The sequence below is a fragment of the Gemmatimonadota bacterium genome, assembly GCA_026702745.1.
Lineage (GTDB): Bacteria > JAAXHH01 > JAAXHH01 > JAAXHH01 > JAAXHH01 > JAAXHH01.
This window is the reverse complement of sequence record JAPPBT010000028.1, coordinates 1-21,186: the sequence shown is the minus strand read 5'-3', so window position 1 is coordinate 21,186 and position 21,186 is coordinate 1. Positions and strand designations below refer to the sequence as shown.

Sequence of the window (21,186 nt, the reverse complement as noted above, 5' to 3'; positions counted from 1 at the left end):
TTGCTTCTCTAACAGTGCAATCCGAGCCGACGGGCCCTCGTGTGAATCGTCATGCGGGTACGGCTTTGTTCGAGACCGGGGTAAGGCAAGGATCATGTACAGACCGGGTAACAAACTGCTGGTATGGTTTCTTATCTTCAGCTTCGTGTTTTTCTTGGTGGCGGTGATCGTAGAGGAGTTCGCGCTGTTCGATTCCGAAAGCGAAGTGCAGCCCGGCGATCCATCAGGAGGCCGGTACGAGCAGGACGCCGCCACGAATGGTCCGGAGGCCGCGTCCGGTGCGCGATTCGACGGCCATCCCGAACTGTCAGGCCGGCCGCTGCGACTGGTAACGACAACGTGGTCGCCTTTCGCCGGCGCGCCGGGAAAACCGCGGTTCGCCCTCGATCTTGTCGAAACGGCCCTGGAACGCATGGGGATCGGCGCCGATACGGTTGTCATGGACGAGGAGAGGTTGTCGTCCGTGTTGCTGACCGGGGCGTTCGATGGAAGTGCGGCAGTCTGGCAGAATGAAGCACGGGACGGCGCGATGATTTACTCGCGGCCGTATCTGGAGAACCGGCTGATCCTCGTGGGGCGGGCAGGCAGCGACGTATCTGCTGCCTCCCTGGCCGGCCTCGCCGGAACGAAGGTCGCCCTGTTCGCCGGGCTCGCGTACGCGAGTGTGGCAGAGACTGAGGACGGGCCGGAATTCGTCCGTTCGAACAGCGACGAGGACGGGGTCGCAAGACTCCTCGACGGCGAGGTGGACTACGCGCTGTTGGACGACCTGGTCGTCCAGTACCTTATCGCCAATCACGGAGGCGAAGCACGGACGCGCCTGGCATTCGGTTCGACGCCGCTGCTCACCCGTTCGCTTCACCTCGCCGTAAATCGCACGCTTCCTGGCGCCGATTCGATCATCACCCGGTTCGACGCCGAGATGCGCGCCATGATGGCCGACCGGACCATTCACGGTCTGCTCGAGCTCGACTGGATCCGAACGGACGTCGACGGCGACGGCCTCGGCGAATACGTCCCTTATCGAGATCGGACCGGTCCGGACCCGCCATCCCATTTCTATGAACTGTTCCTTTCGGACAGGCCGGCCATGGGACCCGGTATGACGCGGCGTTATTTCCTGGACGGCAACGTCTACGAAGACTGGTCTGCCGTGCCCGGCCGGTACAAGACCCCGGACGCCGGCAGGACCGGACCCGATCCGCGCACGACCGGATCATTCAGCTTCACGTGGTAGGGCGTGTGGATTTACCGCCCTCGCATCGCACGATTCCGAGGTGACCTATGAAAGGATCGGCCCTGCTCGACCATATCGTTGTCCGGCTCGTGGTCTATTATATCGCCTCGTTCCTTTTTTTCGCGGCCCTGTGGGAGTTGCTTCCGGGGGTCTTCCTCGAATTTCAGGTGGCCGAACGGATCGAAGACAGCTCCCTTCCGACCCTGGATTTCGAACAGTTCGAGGCCGATGCGGGCCTGTCCCAGGTGTTCGTTCCGGTAACCATGTCGTTGCTGTTTTCCTTTCTCTTCGCCCTGCCCGTGGTCTGGGTCTATCGCTGGACGCGGCCCCGCAAGAAATACGACCCGTCCTTTGCCCAGACCCTCCTCGTCGTCCCCATCGCAATCGCCCTCGTCGTGTTTCTGGTGAAGGACAGCATCGCCCTCGCCTTCAGTATCGCGGGTATCGTCGCCGCGGTACGCTTTCGCACGTCGCTGAACGAAACCATGGACGCCATATATATGTTCATTGTCATCGGCATCGGACTGGCCGCCGGGATCCAGTACGGTTCGGTGGCGATCCTGGCCTCGGTGGCTTTCAATGCCGTCGTGCTCGTCGTCTGGCGCATGAACTGGGGCGCGGAGCCCGCGGTACTGTCCGGGCTCAGGCTGGTGCATCCGCCCGGCGGGCATCCTGGGCCTGACGGGAGCGATCCCGGGGAGGGTAAAAAGCCCAAGCCTTTCACCACCAGGCTCAGGGTACACACGTCGCGCTCCGAAGCGGCGCAGCAAGCTGCCGAAGCGCTGCTGGCGACCTATGCCGCGCGCTGGCAGTTCGCGGGGGTCGTGGAAGAGGGGGACGACGCTTCGATCGTCGAGTTCGACGTCCGGATGAAGAAGAAGTCGGACCCGGCGACCTTCACCGCGGCTCTGGAAAAGATCACCGAAGGTTATGCCGCAAAGGTGGAGCTGGAGGAACGGCCGCAATCTTGAGGAGAGGTGGTCTATGAGGGCACCGGGCAATAAGCTCCTGGCGGCATTTCTGGGCTTGAGCGTGGTCTTCTTCGTGGTGGCCATGTTCGTGGGGGAGGACGCGCCGGGCGAACCGGACGTGGGCGCGTCGGCGGAACCTGGCGTGGGCGCGTCTGCGATGCAGGATGATGGCGCTCCTGCTATAGCCGGCGGTGCTCCTGCGGCGGAAGGCGTAGCCCCCCCGATGGCGGGCGCGGGGATGGATTCCACCGTGAACGCAATGGCTGCAGCCACGGTCAACCAGACCTCTATTGCTGGCTCCACTGCGGCGGCCTCGGGGGATCCTCTTCTCCTCGGGCGTTTCGATTTCGAAGAGCCGGACCGGCAATTGAGGCTGCCGAGGCGGTTGCGGGAAATCTCCGGCCTGGCCATGCTCGCAGGGGACCGGCTTCTCGCCCACGATGACGAAAGAGGCACGGTAGTAGAAATCGATTATCGCGATGGCTCGATCGTGAAAGACTTTGAACTCGGAGGTCCCAGGGGCCGGGTCGCCGATGACTTCGAAGGCATTGCCGCCGCCGAGGACCGGCTGTTCCTCGTCACGAGCACGGGCCGGCTGTACGAGTTCGGCGAGGGCGATAACGGGGCGGCCGTTCCCTACAACCGGTATGAGACCGGCGTCGGACGTTTTCATGAAATAGAGGGACTGGCCTACGATCCGGATCGGCGCATGCTGCTGCTCCTCAGCAAGAACCCCAGAAACCCCCGCCAGGGTGACCAGATAGCGATCTACCGCTGGTCGCTCGATTCCAGGCGGCTTGTCGAAGGCGGTTCCATCCTCATCGAGGCTGCCGCGTTCGCCCGCCCAATCGATCGCGACACATTCCAACCCTCCGGTGTCGAACGGCATCCGGCATCGGGCAATTTGTTTATCGTGGCGGCCCGCCAACGCGCCGTTGCCGAGATCACCCCCGGTGGAACGGTCCTCTCCGTACGCAGACTGACGGCCAGCTTGCATCGGCAGGCCGAGGGCATCACCTTTGCTGCCGACAATACCCTGGTCATAGCGGACGAAGGGGCGGGCAAGCGCGCGACCCTGAGTTTCTACCCCGTTGCGAAGGGACAGTAATTGCGAGGATCGAATAACGCCCGGCGGAAGGCACAACGAGCGGAAATGTATATGGGTATGGTGGCATTCCGGCGGGTTTTCCGGCCGGTGACCGCGCTGTTGCTGGCGCTGGCCGTAGTCCTGGCGGGTTGCCATGCCGGACGACTTCGGGGCGAGAACTACGACGCGGATGGAGACCCGTTCATCCGGTGGAACGCTCCGGCGGACACGATCGGCGTCACCGGCCCAGCCGACACCGCCCGGGTCGCCTATCGCATCATCCTGACCGGAGACACCGGCGAGCCGGTCCGGGACGATCCCACCCTGGCAGCCATCGGGCGCTGGGCCGTTCCGCAGGATCGCGCCGCCGTGTTGTTACTGGGTGACAATCTCTACCCGTCGGGACTGGAGGAGGATAACCGCGCCTGGGGCGAGTCCATTTTGCGCCAGCAGCTCGAGTCCACCTCTGCGTTGCGGGTCTTCGTGCCGGGCAACCACGATTGGGGCTCCTCGCCGCGAGACTGGACAGGTGAGCGCGTCATCGCGCAGCAGGAGTTCGTACTGGAATGGCCCGGGGGCGACGTGGACTTCCTGCCCCGCGACGGATGTCCGGGTCCCGCCGTCCGCGAACTGCTTCGGCCGGGGGAGCAGATGGAACGGGGGATCGCGGTCGTCGCCATCGATTGGCTGCCCTGGTTCTCCGAGGTCTACGACAGAAGTGGGTGCGCTGATGGGGAATTCGGACAGCGGATCGACGACACCTTCGCCTCACTGGAAAACCACTACGTGATCGTGGCGAGTCACTATCCGCTTCGGTCGGCCGGCGACCGTGCCGACCTGGGGCAGGGGATGCTCATCGATATTCTGGTCAACCTGTATCATCTACTGCTACAGCCGAGATCCGAACTCACGCTGCACCACCCGAAATATGTGGACTTCGCGGAGAAAGTCGAGATCGCACTCGCAAGGCACAGGTCCCTCGTCTATGCCGCGGGACATGATCACAGCCTGCAGCTCTTCGAAGGCGACGAGGTCGCCCGGATGCACATCGTGAGCGGGGCGGGTTCCACCGGCAAGGTGACGCGCGTGACCGACCTGCCCGAAACGATCTTCGCCCATGCCGTCCCGGGATTCGTCGTGCTCGACTTCGTCAGCCTCGAGGGAGAGGGAGACGGAGATCCCGCCGTGCCGGTCGTGCGCGTCGTGAGAACGGGGCAGGAAACGCCCGTCTTCCAGATGCGCATTCCGTAGCGGGACGAGCCGACCGGCCCTCCCTAGAACATGAACCCGAAGTACAGGTACAGCTCGGTTTTGTCCTTGCTGTCCATCATCGCCAGGCTCAGCGTCGCCCGCCGCTCGGTGAAGGAGACCCAGAGCCCGCCGCCCCGGCCGATATGCCAGTTGTCGGCATTGCCCGGGTCGTTCCCGTAGAATACACGCCCCACGTCGACGGCGCCGAACGCACCGAGGTCACCGGGAACCAGGAACTTGATCGGGGTCAGCCGGAAACGGAGCTCGCCGTTGCCGTAGACCGCGGAATCCCCCGCGAAACGGAACTTGCGGAATCCCCGCAGGTTTTCGGAACCGCCGATCGCAGCGGCTTCGTGGAAGGGATACTCCCCGAGGACGGTTTTGCCGCCCACGCGCAGGGCGAGGGTGGGGGAGGCGGGGATGTTCGCCGAGAGGTAGGTGGACGCCTCCCCCGCGACATTGCCGAAGATCGATTCGACGTCCCACAGCGCTGGATAGAGTTCACCGGCCAGCCTTATCCGCACGCCCCGCAGGGCGTGAGCCGGATGGTTGCGGGTGTCGAAGACGACTTCCCCGCGCACCCCGGCCTGCCCGAAGGATCCCGTCCCGTACAGCGGCGTTTCGTAGGATGCGATAAACTTCCCTTCGTTCTCGTCTAATGAGGTGTTGGTGATCTTGGCGACGGGGCCGCCCGCCAGGTTCCACTTGCCGTGCGCGTCACCGGAACCCGTGAAGGACAGGGCGGGTGCGAGAAGGAACTGCGCTTGTTCCAGCTCGTAGAACGGCTCGTCCTTCGTGAGACTGTAGTCGTTGCCGAAGCCGTTGAAGCGTACCATGTTGATGCCGGAGTACCCCATCTCCAGCTGTCCGTCCAGGCTCCGAAACATATGCCGGAACCGGCCGGAATAGGTGACGAAGGGCTTCGCTCCACCCCGCGAGGCGACGCCGACGTCGATGGCGTACCGTGCGGCATACGGCGCTTTCCGGTAGCCATAACTCAACCGGGCGTACTGAAGCCCGGCGTAGAAGCCGAAGTCGGATTTGTAGTAGACCACCGGGCGAATACCCGATACGCGGCCCCAGTCGAGGGTATAGATGTCCTGCGAGATCGCGCTCTCGTTCCTCGGTCGCACGAAACGTCGCTCGTTGACGTGCGCCCGGCCGCCTTCGAAGCGATTCCGCCCGCGCGCGTCGTAGAACCGCGTCGTCCGGCGTCCCGCCCGGGAGTTGTTCGCGAAGGCATCGTCGCCCCCGCCGCCGTCCACGTGCACCTTGATCCTGGCCCGGTCTCCGACGACGTTGGTCTGATCGTCCCCGCCGTGCAGGTAGATCCGCACTTCCTCGGTCTCGTGGGGGTAGAGGGTACGGCGGAAATACGGGATTTCCGACGTCCCGGCCAGGCTGATGCGCACCTCCAGCGCGCCGTCCGCCTGGTGTTCCAGTTCGAGGTATTCGTCCTCGTCCGTCGCCCGGATTTCGACCTCGTTGCTGATGAATCCGTAGTACCGCGCCGCAAATTCGCCAAGTGTGTCCCGGCGCACCTTCAGCGTCCGGGCCAGGAAGTCCCCCACCTGCGTGTAGAACGGATCCGGCAGGCGCCTCACGGCTTCGTCGATCACCGGGTCCGGCAATTCGGACTGTACCGTGGCGACCACGGTCTCCCACGCGTTCCATTCCAGTTCGGCCAGCAACCTCCGATCCAGTTCCCAGCCCGTGCGGGAGAGACCCCGGTGGTTCGGATATTGCTCCTGGAAGCGGACGAACTTGGGCTCGATCCGGCGCACCAATTTCATGAACTGACCGTCCAGGTCGATGAAGGCCTTGTCCCGGTCTTCGGGGACCGGCAGCCACGTGTAGCAGTCGCCGGCCGGAAATTGGGCCCAGCGCCACTGGCCGCGATGCCGGTCCGAATCGCCGATGAGAAAATCGATGAGTCGCGCCTTAAGATAGGCGCGGGCGTCCACGCGTTCGCAGGGAGACTCTTCAAGACCTTCGTACAACCGCTCCGAGCCGCTCACCCTGCGGGATCCGGCAAACCCCGGCTCGTTGCCGGGGGCTTCGGACGGATGTTCCTGCAGGGTGCCGATCAGCCCGGCATACTCTTCCCTGAACGACTCCAGCCTGGGATCGTCGGGGATCACCACGAGCCGGTGCGGCGCATGCAGGACGCCCGTTGCTTCCATGAGCGCATCCACCACCAGGCCCGCCGCCGGCAGGTGGGCGCTCACAAGGTCCTGGATCACGTCCTCGACGACCGTGTCCTTAAGCTCATCCAACAAACGCTTGGACGGGTCCTTGTCGATGGAGCGCACCGTGTAGCGGCGGCCGTCCTCGCCCATGAAGTGGAGCGAAATGGACTGGCCGGCTCCGCCCGGGCGCATGGGCGACAGCCCGCCGCCCACGGCATCCAGATCGAGGACCGGCAGTTCGAGCGGCGTCGTCCAGAGCTGGCGGTAGTCGCTGCCGTAGAACCACCGGCCGAAACCGCCCTTCTCGAACCGTCCGCCGGGTACGGCCACGTGCGTCGTATCGCCTTGCTCCGGGACCGAGCGGAAGATGCGCTGGCCGGCCTGCGCCGCTGCCGAATCGGCGCCTGCAAGGGATAGTGAGGCGGCAAGTATCGCGGCAACGAGCAACACGGTAGACCATCGGCGGCGGGATCGGATCGTGCACGATCTGATCGAGTACGCCTTTCGTAGCATGATTTGTCTCCTGGTCAATACAAGAGATCACATGTGCGCTCTCATCACAAGAAGTAACATGTACACTTGACCGGGTCAACTTCAAATAGTTAACTTCAGGAATATCATTAATGTATAGAATCACGTTGCCGCTCAGAAACAGTTACCGCAGACGCTGGAGCTGGAAATGTTTAGAAAACAACGTGCCGTCTTTTCCGCTGACTTGGATGTGGAAACCATTGCACTGTAAGCAGTCATGGAGTGCATGTGATACATGCTTCGCGGTCAGGGATCACGTCAGGAGGAAAGGGAAAGAAAACGGAGGTCAGGGCGATTGTGGTTCGGCCATGCCAACACCGTTCTGGTACTCAGTTTGAATCTATTCGGTTGCCTTGTACCATCTCGGAGGCGGAACAGAATCTACGCGTCCGGCGAGCAACTGTTACAAATATCAGAATAACTGCGTGAATCAAAATCGCATGGATCAGGATCTGTCACGAAAGGCCGATAAATGCGACGACATTCCTTCGGCGGGCAGTTATACATCAGACTGAAAGGTTGATCCCTAATGTTTTTTGCCATCCCGATTGTTGAACTGTTCTTTCTAATCATCGCATGGATCATGGTAAGAACAGTAGTGAAGCGGTTCTGCTAGAAGTATGAGCACTATTGGCACTTTCGAATATAATCCCCAAACGGTTTATATCTGGGTGGAACTGGACGGTGCGCGCCTGCGAACACCATGTTTGAGACCTGGCAGGACCAACCAAATATCAAGAGTGTTTTACTGTCCTTGAAGGAGTTTCTGTCGTGCAGCCGCCTCCCACAACGCGCCCGGTTAATCCTCTTCGCAAGTCACCACACCCTCAGTCTCGATGCCCAGCAACCACGCCTGAAACGCATCATCCGAAGGAGCGCATAAGCCGGTATCGGCCAGGCCCAGCGACCGGAGGTTTTTGAGGCTGGTGAACGTGTCGGGCAGCGGCCCTGTCAGATCTTCGTTATAGCTCAACTCCAGATGCGTGAGATCTGAGAGGTTTCCCAACTCCGGTGGGATGTTCCCCATGAGATTGTTGTAGGAAAGGTCCAACTGTACCAGGTTGGTCAGATTTGCCAGATCCGGCGGGATGCTGCCATCTAACGCGTTAAACCTGAGTTTCAACAAATACAGGTTGCTGAGTTTCCCCAACTCCGGCGGAATGCTCCCCGTGAATCCTTTGCCGCCAAGATCCAGCTCGAACAGGTTGGTGAGGTTGCCCAGTTCCGGTGGAATACGGCAGGACTCCTGGGTGCTGCCACTACTCGATTCCTGCGAGTTGGACGCGGGGAGTTCAGGTATTGAGTAGAAATTGAACTCTTCCAGGTTGGACAGGTTACCCAGCTCCGGTGGGATGTTGCACGACAACGCGTTTTGCTGAATATACAGCAACTGCAGACTGGAAAGGTTTCCCAGTTCCGGAGGGATGCTGCCTGTCACCTCGGTGGAGGTGAGATCCAGCACTCGCAGGTCGGTCAGATTTCCTAATTCCGGAGGAAGAGTGCCCCACACGGCGGTATTGCTGAGATTCAGCTCCTGCAGGTTGGTCAGGTTTCCCAACTCGGGCGGAATGTTGCCATACAATCGGCTGAACTTGTTATTGCTAAGATTCAGGAATTCGAGGCTGGTCAGGTTACCCATTGCCGACGGAATAACACCGCTGATGTCGTTGGCATCAAGATCCAGCCATGTGACGTTGCCGTTCCCGTCGGTATCGACGCCATACCATTCGACCAGGGGCTTGTCCGACAACCAGTTGGTGTCTTGCGCCCAGCCCGGTCCTTGCAGGGCGTGGTACAGCTTGATCAGTGCGCCTCTGTCCGTCATCGGGTCGATCATTACGTTAACTTGGGCGGTACCGGAAATGCCGCTGTAGGACGCGATGATCCGGGTGTTGCCGTCGTTCAGCGCCGTCACCAGTCCTGCATCGTCGACCGACGCTACTCCCGTGTCGCTACTAGTCCAGGAGACGGCAACACCTTCTACGGGGTGCTCATTCCGGTCCAACACTGTAGCCGACATCTGCACCGCCTCGCCGAATTCCCGGAGCGTCGCCATCTGAGGTTCAATGGCGATACTGTAGGCCGACTGCATGACTGCCGCGTTTACGCTGGCGGAGATACCGCCCGACCTGGCCGAAATCACGGTGTTGCCATTGTTGACTGCCGTCACGTCACCGCCCGTGTTGACGGTCGCTACCGCGTCATCGTCGCTGGTCCAAGACACGACTGCGCTGCTCATGACCGCGCCGTACTGGTCATAGACACTGGCAGACAGTTGAATGGTTTGTCCGATTGCATCGAACGTTATCGACGCGGGGTTGATCACGATCCTGGTGGGTACGGGAGGGGGCGGCGGTGGTTCAGGCTGTTGCGGATTGGTGGAACTGTCGTTGCCACAGGCGATAATAGTAAACCACGAAACACACACAAGAAACGCCACAGTTTTTAGTTTCATGATGGTAAATCCTCGCGATGAACTCCGTAATGATCTTTGTGGTAATGATGGACCCTGATCTTGCGGTTCCTTCGCACTCACTGATTCAATCATTCGCGTCAAGCCGAATGCATCCTGCCGTTGCCATCTTGAATAGTGTAACTGGAAGCTTGCCCTTTCGTCTCCCGAGTCGTACATGGCTTGCGGATCGGCTTCTACGCCGTTGTCGCCGCCGCGTCCCGCCAGCGAAAGTACGGAAACCAGGAAAGCCGCGTTCCAATAAAAGTCTGCAACGGTGGAAAGTACATACTTTTCGGATTATTAACATAGTCTGTAGTTCATATATGAGATATCTTGTACGCTTGACCGGGTCGACCCTATTTCGTTAGTTTCAGGTTTACATGCTTATATTTCACCATTGCAATCACGTCGTGCGATCACGTCGACGCGCAAGAATCGCTGCGGCCGACACCAGGAGCAAAATATGACTGGAAGACAACGCGTTGCCGTTCCGCCGTTGCGGAGGAACTCCGGACCTGTGTGGGCACCCATTGCGCTATTTCTGACGCCTGTTGTGCTCTTGCTGGCAACCGCAGGATGCACGGAGACGGCACAGGACGCATCGGCGCCTCCTGCTGCGCCCCCGCCTACCCCCGAGGCCGTCTATCTCACCTCGGAGACCACGGCGAGCATGAACCTGCCCTTCTCGGACGCCGTGCGCGTGGGGCACCTGCTGTTCCTCTCCGGCCAGATCGGAAACATCCCCGGAACGACGGACCTGGCGCCGGGGGGCATCCAGGGCGAGGTCCGACAGACCATGGAGAACATCAGGACGGTCCTGGAAGCCAACGGATCCTCCATGGACCGGGTGATCAAGGCCACGGTCATGCTGGCGGACATCGCCGAATGGCCCGCCTTCAACGAGGTGTACGTCACGTACTTCCCCGGCGACAAGCCGGCCCGCAGCGCCTTTGCCGGCAGCGGCCTGGCCTTCGGCGCGCGGTGCGAAGTCGAGGTGATCGCCACGGTGGGCGAGTAGGGGATTCGACTGGAAAGTCCGGGAGTTCTGCCACACCGGCTGTGGTGATCGATAGAGCGAAATTTACGTTGGTGATACGAGTGAATCCGCCAATGCGCCGACTAATGCCTTATACACAGCAATGGATTCAGGCTGCTGTCTGGCTAAGCCATACACGATCCTATGCCCGGGCTCGGCGAATTGGAACTGATCGAACTCTTATCAACGTTTTTTAATTTGGCGAAGGAAGCCATACAAGCCGGAAAGGCGGTGTATGATATGAAAGAACCTAGAAAGAAACTCCCACCCAACGATTCAGAGATTGATCAGGAATACAAATCACTGATGGCCGATCACAGGTCACTGGTGAGCGATCATAGGCGCGTGCTGGACAAGATAGAACGAATCGTCGACGCGAAGGCGAAGGAACAAGGAATCTCTTTCAATAACGATCAATAGCCATGGCTAAAGGCAAGTTCTGGCACGACGGATTGCAGTTCTCCTGCCACGGGTGCGGCCACTGCTGCACCTTTCCCGGTGGATTCATCTACGGCAGCGAGAAAGAGTTCCGGCGCATCGCCGAGTACCTGGACCTGCCGTTCGAAACCTTCCTGGAAAAGTACACGGAAGAGATCGACGGCTACGTCTCCCTGGTCTCTCCGGATGACGGTCCCTGCGTATTCTACGACCAGGGGTGTTCCATCTATCCGGTACGGCCGTCCCAGTGCAGCAGCTACCCCTTCTGGCAGGACATCCTGAAGTCGAAACGCCGGTGGGAACGGGAAGCAGAGACGTGCGGGGGCATGAACAAGGGCAAGCGGTGGACGCGCAAGGAGATCGAGGCGCAGGCGGCCAGTCGGACGGAGAACCTGATGGCCGCGAAGAAACGGTCGTAGGGAGCGCAGACACATGGACGAGGAAATCCGGAAAGAGCAGCGCGGTGATGAGCCGGAATCGGCGGCAGCGGAAAGCGGGCTGGACGGGCTTAACCAGCTGGACCGGCTGGACCAGGTGGACTGGCCGGCCGCACTGGACAAGTTGGACCGGGTGAACCGGCGCACGTTTATCAGGGTGAGCGCCCTGGCCGGCATGGCCGGCGCGGCCGGTGCGGCGGGAATTGCGGCGTCCGGTTGCGGTAGTCCGGGCGAGATGGATGGCTCATCGGGAGATGCGGGTGCGGGCGGCGACAGCGGTTCGGGCGGTTCGGGTGATGCCCAGGTGGCCCCGGGCGGTGCCGGTGGGTCGGGCGGCGATTTGGCCGGCGCTGGCGGCGACCCCGATGCCATTGCGGCCGACCTGAGGGACAACGTCTACACCCGGTTGCTCGGTGTGCGACCCCATGTGGGCGCCCACGAACACCTCTCGAGCATGGGTGGCTCACGCATGCCGGCCGAGGTGATGGAGGCCATGGCCGAGGCCAACCGCTACTTCGTGGACATGGCGGAGCTGCACGACGCGGCGGGACGGCGCATCGCCGAGATCATGGGGGCGGAGGCCGCCCTGGTCTCGTCCGGCGCATTTGCGTCGATGCTGGTGGGCGCGGCGGGCGTGTTGACCGGGCCAGACGAGGAACGGATGGAGCTCCTGCCCAATCCAACCTGGCCGAAGGTGGAATGCCTGTTCCAGACGGCTCATCGATTCTTCTACGACAACGTCTTCGGCCTGGCGGGCATGAAGCTGGTGGAGGCCGGCACCCGCATGGAGTACGAGGCGGCCATCACGGAACGGACGGCGCTGCTCGTGGGCCTGGCCTATATCGAGCATCAGGCGCGGGGCGTCCCGCCCTTCCCCGTGCGCCACCGGCAGGAACACGACCCCGAGACGCTCATGCCCCTGGAGATCATCGAGATCGGCCGGCGCAGGGGCGTGCCGGTGATGATCGACCTGGCGTCCAACCTGCCGCCCAAGGAGAACCTGACCAAATACCTGGAAGCCGGCGCCGACCTGGTCGTGGTCAGCGGCGGCAAGGGGATTCGCGGCCCGAACTCGACGGGGATCCTCGCGGGTCGCGCCGACCTGATCGAGGCCGCCCGGATGCAGAACGCGCCGAATAACGGCCTCGGTAGAGGGCTGAAGGTCGGCAAGGAGGAGATCGTGGGCCTGGTCGCCGCGCTGGAGCGGTACGTGGCCCTCGACGAGGACGAGGAGATCGCCGCCTGGAACGGGAAGGCCCGCTGGCTGGCGGATCAGCTGCAGGGCATCGACGGCCTGGAAGCCCGCTACGAGCTCAACACCCACGGTTACCACGACGTGGAACTGCTCTGGGACGAGGCGGTGATTCCCCTGTCCCGGGAAGACGTGGGCCGGCTGTTGCGGGCGGGCGACCCCAAGATCATCTACGATGGACCGGGTCCGCGCACGCTGCAGCTCGAGGAAGGCGAAGTCGAACTCGTGGCCCGCAGGCTGCGGGAACTGTTCACCACGGGAAGCTGAAGGAACTCCGAAAGGAAGGGCATGGCCGACGAAAAACCGAACGGAAGCCGTGCGTCAGCAGGAAGCGGCGCGCCTGGCGGTCCGCCGGCCGGTGACCGGCTGACCTACGAGGATTCCGGCGTGGATTACGACCGGATCGATCCCTTGAAGGTCCTCGCCCAGCAGGCGGCGCGGGCCACGGGGGCCAACCTCGAGGGCGCGGGTGCGCACACCGGTGTCCGCGAAGTGGCGGCCAGCCGCGGGGAGTCGGCCTACGTGGTGGACATCGGCGACGCCTATCTCGCCTCCATCACCGAATGCCTGGGCACCAAGGCCCTGGTGGCGGACGCGATGCGGAAGGTGCAGGTGGAATCGGGGGTATCGCGGGTGTCGGGGCCGCCGGTATCGAAGGCGTCGGGACGGACCTGGTACGACCACATCGCGCAGGACACCATCGCCACGGCCGTCAACGACCTCGTCACCGTGGGCGCGCGGCCCCTGAGCATCCACGCCTACTGGGCCTCCGGTTCGTCGGACTGGTTCGACGACACCGACCGCATGAACGACCTGGTCGACGGCTGGAAGGCCGCCTGCGACGTCCTGGGCGTGGCCTGGGGCGGCGGCGAGACGCCCTGTCTGACCGGCGTGGTGGAGGAAGGCGCCATCGACCTGGCCGCCTCCTGCGTGGGCATCATCCGGCCGAAGTCGCAACTCACCCTGGGCGAGGACCTGGCGGCCGGCGACGCGATCGTCCTCCTGGAAAGCAGCGGCATCCACGCCAACGGCCTCACCCTCGCGCGCAGGCTGTCCGAGCGCCTGCCGGCGGGGTACGCCACGATCATGCCCGGCGGCCGGACGTACGGCGAGGCCCTGCTCGACCCCACCGTGCTTTATCCTCCCGTCACCGAGGCGGTCTTCGAGGCCGGCATCGGCCTGCGCTACATCGCCAACATCACCGGCCACGGCTGGCGAAAGATCATGCGCCACCCCGGCCGGTTCACCTACCGCATTACCGAAGTGCCCCCCGTTCCCGAGGTCCTGCGGTTCATGGTGGAGGAGACCCGGCAGACGGCGGAAGAGGCCTACGGCAGTCTCAACATGGGCGCTGGCTTCGCCCTATTCGTCCGCCCGGAGGACGGGGACGCGGCCGTGGCCTGTGCCGAAGCGCAAGGCATCCGCGCCTGGGTCGCCGGCGTAGTGGAAGATGGCCCCCGCCAGGTGGTCATCGAGCCGCTGGGCGTGACGCTCAGCGGAGAGAGTCTCGCCTTGCGGGACTGAGCCGGTGCGTTTTCTCCAGCCTGTCCTTTTACTTTTTCCAAGAAAAACTCCGAGTATCGCCTGGTGATCTCCGACTGATACGCTTTAGAGGTCGGTTATTCATTCAATGTCACACTCACCAGGAGGTCGGAAGATGAACGGAATGTCCCGAGAGAACTGGTCCTTTGGCGTGCAGATCGTATCGGCCATAGGCATCCTCGTAATCGCCGTCGCCACTTTCATCAATTCATCCAACAAGGAATCCGGGATGAGATACGGGCTGAATTGTCCGGAATGCGGACGGAAATGCAATCCGAATTCGCCTCCATACGTTCCGAAATCCACGATATGAATACACGCCTCGGGCGTGTCGAAGGAATCCTGCGTGTATCCGGAAGCGAGTAAAAACGGAAAAACAACGGGATCTGAAGGCAGATCTCTGACTACTGAATCATATAGATCCGACTATTCACACATCGTCACACTCACCAGGAGGTCGGAAGATGTCCGGAATGTCCCGCGAAAACTGGGCCTTCGGCGCACAGATCGTATCGGCCATAGGCATCCTCGTAATCGCCGTCGTCACTTTCATCAATCATCATTCCAACATGGAATTTCGGGATGAGGTACGGGCCGAATTGACCGGACTGCGGACGGAACTCACCTCGATACGTACCGAGATGCACGACATGAACACGCGCCTCGGCCGCGTCGAAGGATACCTGCGCATATCAGTAAACGAATGAGGTCTGAATAATGAGCGAACACAGTAAGAGAGATTGGTCGTGGACTCCGGTTATTACAATCGCCGGAATGCATGTAATGATGACGGCCATCACCGTTACGGTAATGCTCTTCTCATATGGCGATCTTAATAACAGGATGCTATCGGTAGAAGAGAAATTGAGAGACTTGATCGAGGTTGTATCAGGCATGAAGACCGAGATCGATGTAATTAAACGGGAAGTGTCCAAATAGAAACTGGTCAAGGAGAGATCATACTATGGAAATCGCTCAATTGGTCGTATCGCCGGCTATCTTATTGGGAGCCTTCATCTTCTTCTGGAAAGAATCCAAGGCGGGAAGAATGGAACTCGAGACCCGGCTGGTACAGTGCATGGATCGCATGGAAGACAGGCTGGAAACGCGCATCGTCACCCTGGAGGGCAAGATGGATGCACGCTTTGTCGAGTCGGAAGCGCGCATCGTCGCGCTGGAGAACAAGATGGACAGACGTTTTGCCGCCTTGGAGGACAAGATGGATAACCGTTTTGTCGCGCTGGAAGACAAGATGGACACCCGTGTTGGCCGGCTGGAAGGAGTGCTGATTACGCAGCAGAAGGCGTCTTGATTTACGTTTCTTTCCCGCTACGTATCGGATTTGAGCACCAGCGTCCGCGCGATCAGGTCGTGAAAGGCCTGTCGGCGCTGGGTAAAGACGGCGGCGAGATAGCCTGGCCAGAGGATGGGAATGCACTTGGGAATGGCCCTGAGCGCGGCGCGGCCGAAAGTGGGCGTATGCCCCTCGGCGTCGGCCACCCGGATGCCCAGGATCATCTTGCCGATGGTGGCGCCTTTGGTCGAACTCTCCATGGCCGCGTAGTAGAACCAGGGCATGAGCAGCTGGAAGGCACTCAGCAGCGGGACGGTGACCGGGTCCGAGCCGGCATCCAGAAATTCGGCGGCCAGCGCCATCACGGCGCCGGCGGCGGTAAGGATCGCCAGGTCGATGGCGAAGGCGCCGATCCGCTGGAGGTGGCCGGCGTAGTCTTCGGACAGGGAGTAGCCGGAGATGAAGGTCACGGCCGGGCGGGGCCTCCGTCGGGTGTCCGGGCCTGGGTCCAGTTGATGACCTCGTCCTGGCAGGGATAACGGGCCGCCAGTTCCTCGTTCAGTTCGACGCCCAGCCCCGGGCGGTCGTTGGGATACATGTAACCGCCGCGCACTTCGGGCGTGCCGGGGAAAATCTCGTAGACCAGGTCGCTGAAGCGGCACCATTCCTGGACGCCGAAATTCGGCGCCCACAGGTCGAGGTGCAGGTTGGCGGCATGGCCCACAGGGGAGACGTCGCCCGGACCGTGCCAGGCCGTGCGGATGCCGTACATGGCGGCCATGGCCGCGACGTTGCGGGCCGGCGTGATGCCGCCCATCTGGCTGATGTGCATGCGCAGGAAGTCGATGAGCCGTCCCTCGATCAGGGGCAGCCATTCGGCGGGATTGTTGAAGAGTTCCCCCATGGCGATGGGCGTCGTCGAGGTCTGCCGCATGCGGCGGAACCATTCGTTGTCCTCGGGCGCCAGGGGGTCTTCGAGGAAGTACAGATTGTAGGGTTCGACCTGCTTCGCGAAGACGATGGCGTCGGCGGGCGTGAGCCGCTCGTGCACGTCGTGGAGCAGTTCCACCTCGTCGCCCACGGCCGCGCGCAGGTGCTCGAACATCTTCACCGTGCGGCGCATGTAGCTCCGCGGATCGAAATAGTCCCCGGGCTTCGCGCCCTCGGGCGGGGTGACCCGCGGCTTTCGGCCTCCGTATCCGCCGATCTGGCAGCGCACGTGGCGGTAGTCCTGCTCCATGTACTTCAGTACGTTCTCCGCCACTTCTTCAGGTGACCTGCCGTCGGCGTGGACGTAGGTGTCCACCGCCTCCCGGCACTTGCCGCCCAGGAGCTGGTACACGGGCATGCCCGCGCGCTTGCCCTTGATATCCCACAGGGCCTGGTCCATGCCGGAGATCGCGTTGTTCAGGACCGGTCCGTTGCGCCAGTAGCCGTTCACCATGGCCGTCTGCCACAGGTCTTCGATATCGTCCACGTCCTTGCCGATGAGGAAGGGCTTGAGGTGGTGTTCGATGGCCGCGTGGACGGCCCGGAACCGCTGGGTGAAGGTAGCGCAGCCCAGGCCGAACAGGCCAGGTTCCGACGTCAGGATCTTCACGACGATCAGGCGCGACCCGGCGGGCTGGGTCAGGATGGTCTTCACGTCGGTTACTGTTACGGGCATGGTGGTTTCCTTCACTGGGACGCGCGGCTCGCTTTCTTAGAACGCCCCCCCAAAGAAGACGGCGTTCAGGAACAGGCTGTTCGTGCCGTACCAGAAGGCCCGAAAATTGGGGTTGTCGGCGAAGAGCACGACGGCGCCCTCGCCTTGCCTTCGGGCGATCAGCGCGGCGGAATCGGCCAGTTCGCCGTGTCGCTTCGGCGAGATGTAGCCGGCCATTAGCGGCGACGACGTGTACCGGGCCACCGTGGCCCCGGGCGTGGCGGAAGGTTCGAAGAAGATCTCGTGGTTGCGGAAGAGCGGCGCCAGGGCGCCGTAACCGAAGGCCAGCGGGTGGGTGGTGTCGATCGCGGCCGCGAATATGGCGCCGCCGATACGCTGCGCTCCCCGCGTGGACGATACCAACTCGTAGGGGATCGCGACGGTATCGGGACGGGCGGATCTCAGGCCTTCGTCGATTACATCATTGCCGATGAGCCACCGGGCTGCGCTCTTCCAGGCGATGAGGACGCCGCCCTCCCGCACCCACCACCTGAGCCGGTTCACGTCTTCCGTATCCAGGTCGTAGCTGCCCATGACCATGACCAGTGTCGTGTAACGGTCCAGGTCCAGGTCGGCGAACCCGTCGGCGTCGACCAGGGAGACGGGAATGCCGAACCGCTCGTTCAGCAGGTGCCAGGTCTCGCCGACCTCGTAGGCCCGGGTGCCGGGCCCGGAAAGCACTGCGATCTCCGGTTTGACCAGTACCGGGGAGGTCGGACCGCCCAGGTCGCCGCCCGAGGGCGTCAGTCCCGTGTCCGTGCCGTGGACGATGACGTGGTCTTCCGCCACGATCCGGTCGATCAGCGCCCGCACCTGCGCGGCGGTCACGGCGGACGCGGCGTCGCGCTGGGCGACGGGGATGATGATCGTGCCCCGGTCGAAGGTCCGTTCTGTACTGCCGGGGCCGCCGGGGCCGCCCGGGCCGTCGACGGCCACCGAAAAGGGCTGCCTGGCCAGCCGGGGCCGAAGACCCGCGTCCAGGATCCGGTAGAGCGCGCGCGGTGCGAAGTAGCGGTTCCATTCCATCAGGTAGGCATAGGACCCGTGGCCGCCGGTCAGCTCACCGCCGTCGAAGGTGGCTTCGGTGATTTCCGCACCGGCCAGGTCGTCGGAGTACCTGCGCAGTTCACCGCTCGGAACGCCCATGGCCAGGGGCAGGGTCCACGCCGAGACGTCGTAGAAGAGGGAGTCCGTGAAGGTCGTGGCCTGCTCCATCGAAGCCTTGATCAATCGAGTCTGAGGTTGGTCCAGGGGGATGATGACCGACTCGCCGGCGCGGAAGGTACGCCCGCTGGAACCCGTGGGCCCCTCGGCCTGCACGGTCCGGCCTGCCAGCAAGGTCCGATCGGCCTGCACGGTCCGCGCGAGTTCGTAGACGCGGATGCGGTGGCGCAGCAGCATTTGCAGGAGGGCCTGCGTGCGCGTGCGCGTTTCGCCGAGATCGAGGACATAGGCCTTGACGGGGTTGCGCCGCGCCATTTCAGGCGCTGATGCGTAGAAGTCGCGCTGGTGGGCGAGCAACTCCGTCCGCAGGGCCAGGCTGCCGGCCAGGGTCGACATGGAGGTGGCGAACTGGTTGCGGATCGTGAAGGGGTAGGTCAGGACCCCGTCGTTCGTCATCCGTTCCAGCGCCCGGGACGAGGCCTGCTCGAAGAGGATGCCGATGGCGCCGTTCACGTCCGGGAAGGTGGAGCCCTTGCCGTAGAAGAAGTCGTCGAAAGTCTCCCGGGAGTAGTACAGTGCACCATGGCGGTCGAGCCACTCTGCGTGGTGCTCCGCGAGCGCCGCCGTCAGTTCGAAGGTCCGTTCCGGCGTGTTCGGGTTGTTCCGGCTCGGGATGCCGGGCTGGAAGAAATAGGTGGCGTTGCTGCCCATTTCGTGGAAGTCGGTCAGCACCTGGGCGCGCCAGTGGTGGAACAGGCCCACCCGGCCCTGCGATGAAGGGTGCTGCGCCACGAGCCAGTCCCGGTTCAGGTCGAACCAGTAGTGATTGGTCCTGCCGCCCGGCCAAGGCTCCGCGTGCTCCCGGTCCTGGCCGTCCCGCGTGGCGACCCGGCCCCGGTTGGCGTTGACCCAGTTGACGAAACGGTCCCGCCCGTCCGGGTTGTAGTTGGGATCCATGATGATCACGGCGCGGTCCAGCAGGTCGTCCACGGCCGGTCCGTTGCCCGCGGCCAGGTGATAGAGCACCAGCATGGCCGCTTCGGAGGTGCTGGCTTCGTTGCCGTGCACTCCGTAGCCCATGTGGACGACGACGGGCATCGTCTCGATCATGGCGTCGGACACCGCGCCGGGCGCGTCGGACAGCCGGTGGTTGGCCAGGCGGATTTCTTCCAGCCGTCCATGGTTGGGCGAAGACGTCACCACGGCGTGGTACAGCTGGCGTCCCTCGTAGCTGGCGCCGTGGCGGCGTACCACGACGCGGTCCGAGCCTTCGGCCACCGCCCGGTAGTAGTCGGCCACCAGGTGGGACCGCGTGTGCGTTTCGCCCACAACGTGGCCGATGACCGATTCGGGACGGGGGATGGCCGGGTCGTAGGATTCGATGCCGGGTACGCGGACCTCCATGGCGAAAGGAAGGTCCTGGGCCCGGACGGTTCCGGGGACGAGGGCGCTGATCAGGCCAAAGGCGAAGAGGCAGACTGCGGAAAACGCGCGAGGGTGGACTCGGTTCATCATCTGTTCCTGACTTGGAATTGGGCTCGGATACGATGGAATTCAGAGGAAAACGTACGCGCCAAGATACAGGCGCCGGGGGGCCGGATCAAGGTTTATCCGGCGCGGCAACCCGGCCAGTTTGGCCTTGACGCGATCCCCTTCGAGCATGCTAATTGTGATTCTGACTTCCGATTCTGTCTCTACCACAACCTGCTTTTTTACCTGCGTTCCGAAAGGTATGATCCATACGGAGGTACCCGTGCGTATTCTGGTGATCGGCAGCGGCCTGATGGGACCCGCGGCGGCGTACAACGCCATGGTGGACGAAGCAGTGGAAGGGGTGACCGTCTGCGATCTCAGCGATGACCAGCTCGGGGCCTGCCGGGAAACGCTGCGGGACCTGCCGGGGGCGGACAAGGTGGCTTACCGCAGGCTGGACATGAACGACCGGGACGAGTCCGTTGCCGTGATGAAGGACCACGCGGCGGGCGTGGCGGCCTTGCCCAGGGACGCGAGCATGACGGCTTTTCCGCTCGCCCTCGAAGCGGGCATGCCCTACATGGACCTCACCCGCCTGGACCTTGACGGCATACCCCAGGGGAATCTCGACGCCATGAAGTCGCGCTATTCCGAATCGCCGGGCTTTGTGATCCTGGGATGCGGGCTGGAGCCGGGACTCACCGAGATCCTCGCTCGCCGCCTTGCGGAGCAGCTCGACCGGACGAACGAACTTCACATACAGTGCGGAGGCATTCCGACGCAGCCCGAACCGCCTCTGGGGTACAAGATCGTCTTCGGCGGCAAGCGCCTGCCCCTCCGTGATTCCACGGCCCGGATGGTGAAGGACGGGCGTCTCGTGGACGTCGCCCGCTACTCCGACCCGGAACCGGTTTCCTTTGACGGCGTGGGGGACTGCGAGGCCTGGCACGAGGGGTTCTTCCCCTGGCTCCTCGAACTGGAAGTGCTGAAAGGCCTGCGCACCGGCACGCAGAAGACCGTGCGCTGGCCGGGGTATTCCCACAAGGTGACCGTGCTGCGGGAGCTGGGCCTGCTGAGCGAGGACCCGGTGGACGTGGCCGGCACCAGTGTGATCCCCAAGCACG

General features: G+C 62.7%; 17 protein-coding genes. 12 read left to right on the top strand and 5 right to left on the bottom strand.

What is annotated here, in order from left to right:
* Window positions 1-94 precede the first annotated feature (94 nt).
* Genes OXH56_05165 through OXH56_05150 form a run of 4 tightly spaced genes read left to right on the top strand, consistent with a single transcriptional unit; the run spans window position 95 to window position 4,546 of the window.
* The gene (locus tag OXH56_05165; protein MCY3554694.1) at window positions 95-1,237 is read left to right on the top strand and encodes a transporter substrate-binding domain-containing protein; all 1,143 of its coding nucleotides are present in this window, start codon (window positions 95-97) and stop codon (window positions 1,235-1,237) included.
* 47 nt (window positions 1,238-1,284) lie between these two features.
* Window positions 1,285-2,208, top strand: a complete 924-nt coding sequence (locus OXH56_05160) for a DUF4956 domain-containing protein (protein ID MCY3554693.1) — start codon at window positions 1,285-1,287, stop codon at window positions 2,206-2,208.
* Window positions 2,209-2,221: 13 nt separating this feature from the next.
* Entirely contained in the window at window positions 2,222-3,316 is a 1,095-nt protein-coding gene (locus OXH56_05155; protein MCY3554692.1) for an SdiA-regulated domain-containing protein, read from the top strand.
* A 51-nt stretch (window positions 3,317-3,367) separates the two neighbouring features.
* Complete coding sequence (locus OXH56_05150; protein MCY3554691.1) at window positions 3,368-4,546, top strand: metallophosphoesterase; 1,179 nt, start codon at window positions 3,368-3,370, stop codon at window positions 4,544-4,546.
* A gap of 23 nt (window positions 4,547-4,569) precedes the next feature.
* On the opposite strand, the gene OXH56_05145 is transcribed toward OXH56_05150, so the two are convergent.
* Both OXH56_05145 and OXH56_05140 read right to left on the bottom strand, forming a co-directional pair.
* Window positions 4,570-7,248: a BamA/TamA family outer membrane protein gene (locus OXH56_05145; protein ID MCY3554690.1), complete on the bottom strand. Its 2,679-nt coding sequence runs from the start codon at window positions 7,246-7,248 to the stop codon at window positions 4,570-4,572.
* 817 nt (window positions 7,249-8,065) lie between these two features.
* Window positions 8,066-9,721: an Ig-like domain-containing protein gene (locus OXH56_05140; protein MCY3554689.1), complete on the bottom strand. Its 1,656-nt coding sequence runs from the start codon at window positions 9,719-9,721 to the stop codon at window positions 8,066-8,068.
* Between the two features lie 670 nt (window positions 9,722-10,391).
* Between OXH56_05140 and OXH56_05135 the strand changes: the two genes are divergently transcribed.
* The 7 genes from OXH56_05135 to OXH56_05105 all read left to right on the top strand — a co-directional run bounded on the left by OXH56_05135 (window position 10,392) and on the right by OXH56_05105 (window position 15,738).
* Window positions 10,392-10,739, top strand: a complete 348-nt coding sequence (locus OXH56_05135) for a RidA family protein (protein ID MCY3554688.1) — start codon at window positions 10,392-10,394, stop codon at window positions 10,737-10,739.
* Between the two features lie 180 nt (window positions 10,740-10,919).
* Window positions 10,920-11,177, top strand: a complete 258-nt coding sequence (locus tag OXH56_05130; protein MCY3554687.1) for a hypothetical protein — start codon at window positions 10,920-10,922, stop codon at window positions 11,175-11,177.
* A gap of 2 nt (window positions 11,178-11,179) precedes the next feature.
* Window positions 11,180-11,614: a YkgJ family cysteine cluster protein gene (locus tag OXH56_05125; GenBank protein MCY3554686.1), complete on the top strand. Its 435-nt coding sequence runs from the start codon at window positions 11,180-11,182 to the stop codon at window positions 11,612-11,614.
* Window positions 11,615-11,627: 13 nt separating this feature from the next.
* Window positions 11,628-13,151 (top strand): hypothetical protein, encoded by a 1,524-nt coding sequence (locus OXH56_05120; GenBank protein MCY3554685.1) that lies wholly within the window; start codon window positions 11,628-11,630, stop codon window positions 13,149-13,151.
* Between the two features lie 21 nt (window positions 13,152-13,172).
* Window positions 13,173-14,408: an AIR synthase-related protein gene (locus tag OXH56_05115; GenBank protein MCY3554684.1), complete on the top strand. Its 1,236-nt coding sequence runs from the start codon at window positions 13,173-13,175 to the stop codon at window positions 14,406-14,408.
* 482 nt (window positions 14,409-14,890) lie between these two features.
* Window positions 14,891-15,133 carry a hypothetical protein gene (locus tag OXH56_05110; protein ID MCY3554683.1) on the top strand — a complete coding sequence of 81 codons (243 nt, stop codon included), beginning with the start codon at window positions 14,891-14,893 and terminating at the stop codon, window positions 15,131-15,133.
* Window positions 15,134-15,390: 257 nt separating this feature from the next.
* The gene (locus OXH56_05105) at window positions 15,391-15,738 is read left to right on the top strand and encodes a hypothetical protein (GenBank protein MCY3554682.1); all 348 of its coding nucleotides are present in this window, start codon (window positions 15,391-15,393) and stop codon (window positions 15,736-15,738) included.
* Between the two features lie 17 nt (window positions 15,739-15,755).
* Here OXH56_05105 and OXH56_05100 read toward each other — a convergent pair whose 3' ends face one another.
* From OXH56_05100 to OXH56_05090, 3 genes are read right to left on the bottom strand one after another with little or no spacing between them, the layout of a single operon-like run.
* Window positions 15,756-16,190 carry an RDD family protein gene (locus OXH56_05100; GenBank protein MCY3554681.1) on the bottom strand — a complete coding sequence of 145 codons (435 nt, stop codon included), beginning with the start codon at window positions 16,188-16,190 and terminating at the stop codon, window positions 15,756-15,758.
* Window positions 16,187-17,386 (bottom strand): starvation-sensing protein RspA, encoded by a 1,200-nt coding sequence (locus OXH56_05095; protein MCY3554680.1) that lies wholly within the window; start codon window positions 17,384-17,386, stop codon window positions 16,187-16,189. Before OXH56_05095 ends, OXH56_05100 begins: the two co-directional genes overlap by 4 nt.
* 36 nt (window positions 17,387-17,422) lie before the next feature.
* Window positions 17,423-20,101 carry a M14 family metallopeptidase gene (locus tag OXH56_05090; GenBank protein ID MCY3554679.1) on the bottom strand — a complete coding sequence of 893 codons (2,679 nt, stop codon included), beginning with the start codon at window positions 20,099-20,101 and terminating at the stop codon, window positions 17,423-17,425.
* A 241-nt stretch (window positions 20,102-20,342) separates the two neighbouring features.
* On the opposite strand from OXH56_05090, the gene OXH56_05085 reads away from it, so the two are divergent.
* Window positions 20,343-21,186 (top strand): hypothetical protein (locus OXH56_05085; protein MCY3554678.1); only part of this gene is annotated, 844 nt, incomplete at its 3' end.

Coding starts and splice junctions, on each gene's coding strand:
- OXH56_05160 (MCY3554693.1), top strand. CDS start 1,285: ATGAAAGGATCGGCCCTGCTCGACCATATCGTTGTCCGGCTCGTGGTC.
- OXH56_05140 (MCY3554689.1), bottom strand. CDS start 9,721: ATGAAACTAAAAACTGTGGCGTTTCTTGTGTGTGTTTCGTGGTTTACT.
- OXH56_05125 (MCY3554686.1), top strand. CDS start 11,180: ATGGCTAAAGGCAAGTTCTGGCACGACGGATTGCAGTTCTCCTGCCAC.
- OXH56_05120 (MCY3554685.1), top strand. CDS start 11,628: ATGGACGAGGAAATCCGGAAAGAGCAGCGCGGTGATGAGCCGGAATCG.
- OXH56_05090 (MCY3554679.1), bottom strand. CDS start 20,101: ATGAACCGAGTCCACCCTCGCGCGTTTTCCGCAGTCTGCCTCTTCGCC.
- OXH56_05155 (MCY3554692.1), top strand. CDS start 2,222: ATGAGGGCACCGGGCAATAAGCTCCTGGCGGCATTTCTGGGCTTGAGC.
- OXH56_05150 (MCY3554691.1), top strand. CDS start 3,368: ATGGGTATGGTGGCATTCCGGCGGGTTTTCCGGCCGGTGACCGCGCTG.
- OXH56_05110 (MCY3554683.1), top strand. CDS start 14,891: ATGTCCGGAATGTCCCGCGAAAACTGGGCCTTCGGCGCACAGATCGTA.
- OXH56_05095 (MCY3554680.1), bottom strand. CDS start 17,386: ATGCCCGTAACAGTAACCGACGTGAAGACCATCCTGACCCAGCCCGCC.
- OXH56_05105 (MCY3554682.1), top strand. CDS start 15,391: ATGGAAATCGCTCAATTGGTCGTATCGCCGGCTATCTTATTGGGAGCC.
- OXH56_05145 (MCY3554690.1), bottom strand. CDS start 7,248: ATGCTACGAAAGGCGTACTCGATCAGATCGTGCACGATCCGATCCCGC.
- OXH56_05115 (MCY3554684.1), top strand. CDS start 13,173: ATGGCCGACGAAAAACCGAACGGAAGCCGTGCGTCAGCAGGAAGCGGC.
- OXH56_05135 (MCY3554688.1), top strand. CDS start 10,392: ATGAACCTGCCCTTCTCGGACGCCGTGCGCGTGGGGCACCTGCTGTTC.
- OXH56_05165 (MCY3554694.1), top strand. CDS start 95: ATGTACAGACCGGGTAACAAACTGCTGGTATGGTTTCTTATCTTCAGC.